At 35.6% G+C, this 2084-nt stretch carries 1 protein-coding gene; it reads right to left on the bottom strand.

Annotation, left to right across the window (positions count from 1 at the left end):
• Nucleotides 1-537: 537 nt before the first annotated feature.
• A partial coding sequence (locus ACFIQC_RS09705) for a YfjI family protein (protein ID WP_375707124.1) occupies nucleotides 538-2084 on the bottom strand: 1547 nt, incomplete at its 5' end.

Below are 2084 nucleotides of genomic sequence, written 5' to 3'. Positions count from 1 at the left end.
AAAACGAAGCTTATTAAATCCATTTTGAACGAATTGAGAAAAAATGCAGAAAAATGCTAAAAAAGCCGATAATTTTTTCAAAAGAGTTTTTAAATGCTGTTTATCCACAGTCCATGAGAGAGATCAGATCAGCAAAATAGTGAAATTTGCTGTTTATTTTATGGAAAAAGACAAATGAAGCATGTGCTTTTAAAATATCATAATGATTATTTTGATAGGTTTTATGAGTCACTAAAATAATCTAGTTTGTTAGTTCAATTTACAGACACAAACTGACAAATATATATTATTGATTGTATTTAAGGTTGTATTGTCGATATAGGTTGTATCGTTAAAATACTAACCTATTGAAATATAATGTTTTTAATTTTCTCTCATTTAAAAAAAATAATATAGGAGCTAGAATGAACTGACAAGACTGACAAAACTCTTCTGATAAGGTCCTCAGATCATTTGCTTTTGGAAAAAAGTTCCTTGATGAGAATGCCATAAAAAGAGTTTTGCGTGGTTGTCTTAAAGACTTCAAAAGAGATTTCTTTATTGTTTTATGCTGTTGTTTTTAACCAAAGGATTCCATTCATACCGTCTATCAGGACGCCGACCTAATTCATTCCCCTCTATAGGAAATTCACGAATATAGTTACAACGACATAAAAGCTCTAAAGCTTGCTTAACGGCTCCATTGTTTTTTAAAGATCTCCAACACCGTCTATAGATATCTCTTGCCGTAAAAACATTGGGTAAAAGATCACAGCGCTCTACAATTAATTTTGCACGCTCTGCTGTTAATGTATCATTCGCCGCATAAAGACGTTTTGCATGACTTATCAGATATTCTTCCCAATATAAGGCTCTCTCAAGGGCATCTCTATTGATTTCAAAACGCCCCCCTTCACTCAATTCAAAAATCAATGCAAGGGTTGGTATGGTTTTATTCATTTTCAAAAGATGCGCTTGTAAACTTGATGAGAAATGACCTCCTTTGATTGTTCTTTGAAAATTTTCCCACCATACACGAAACATTTCTTGAGCTTCAGCAGAAAAGCGTATGGTAATAGGGTGTTTTGGTGATCCTAATGGTTTATTATAAAGAGAACGAAAAATTTCTTGATAACTTTCCCATGCCTTTTGATTGGGAGGTCTATCAACCCATAACCGCTCTTTTCGTTCATCGGGCCACACCAGCATTTGAAACCGTTGCAATAAGCCGTCATTATTTGTTCCATGGTGCATTGCTTGAATAATGGGAATAATCCGTGAAGGTTGAATGCCCCCAATAATGGAAATGGTTGCATTGGGAATAAAAATGGTTCCACGTCCTATACGGTCATAGGTGTATGATTTTTTGCCATTAAAAGCTGTTAGATAGAAAGAACGGTCTGATTGATATTCCTTCCGTTCCAAATCGGATAAAAAACCAGATAATTCATCACGAACCAACAATAAACCACGGGGGTTTTCTTTTAACAATTCCCCAAGCTTTTCGACGGTCACATCGTTGACAATAAGACGTCGTTTATTAAGCGTGTCATCTTCCTCACTTTCTTTATGTTCAAGAGATTGAGAAAGAAGAGCAAGGGCTTGTTCCTCGTCTTGATCTTTGAGTGCTTTGTAGGCTTGTTTTTTCTTTTCTCTTTTGTCTAATTCAATAAGAATATCTTTTGTTTCTTGCTGTTTTTTCTTCTTTAACCATTCTTGATGCCATTCCTCTTGAAAAACATCAAGAGGTGCTAAAGCAGCTTCCATGGTATCTGTTTTCATAGTTGAAGGTTCCCCCACAATGGCACCCCAGAGATTAGGAACAATTTTCCAATTGGCATGTTGTTTTGGAGAAACCCGCACGCCATTTCCAATGACAGCAGACAATCCACATAAAGCAGAAACAGCAACAAAATCGATAGAAGATTGTTGAATATCAGCAACGTCATAAACATAGTTTATTAATGGTGTTGGAAGCAGGAATATTTTAAAAGGCTCGACGGGTAAGAGAGCCGTAGCAATCGGTTGTAATTGCCCCCAACCATTTTGTTGCAAGGCTTGTTCATAAGAAATGGCTTTTAAACAAGTATTTTCGTTTAAAGAGA

The sequence above is a fragment of the Bartonella sp. AA126HLJHH genome (assembly GCF_042197425.1).
Lineage (GTDB): Bacteria > Pseudomonadota > Alphaproteobacteria > Rhizobiales > Rhizobiaceae > Bartonella.
This window is presented reverse-complemented; position numbering and strand designations above follow the sequence as displayed.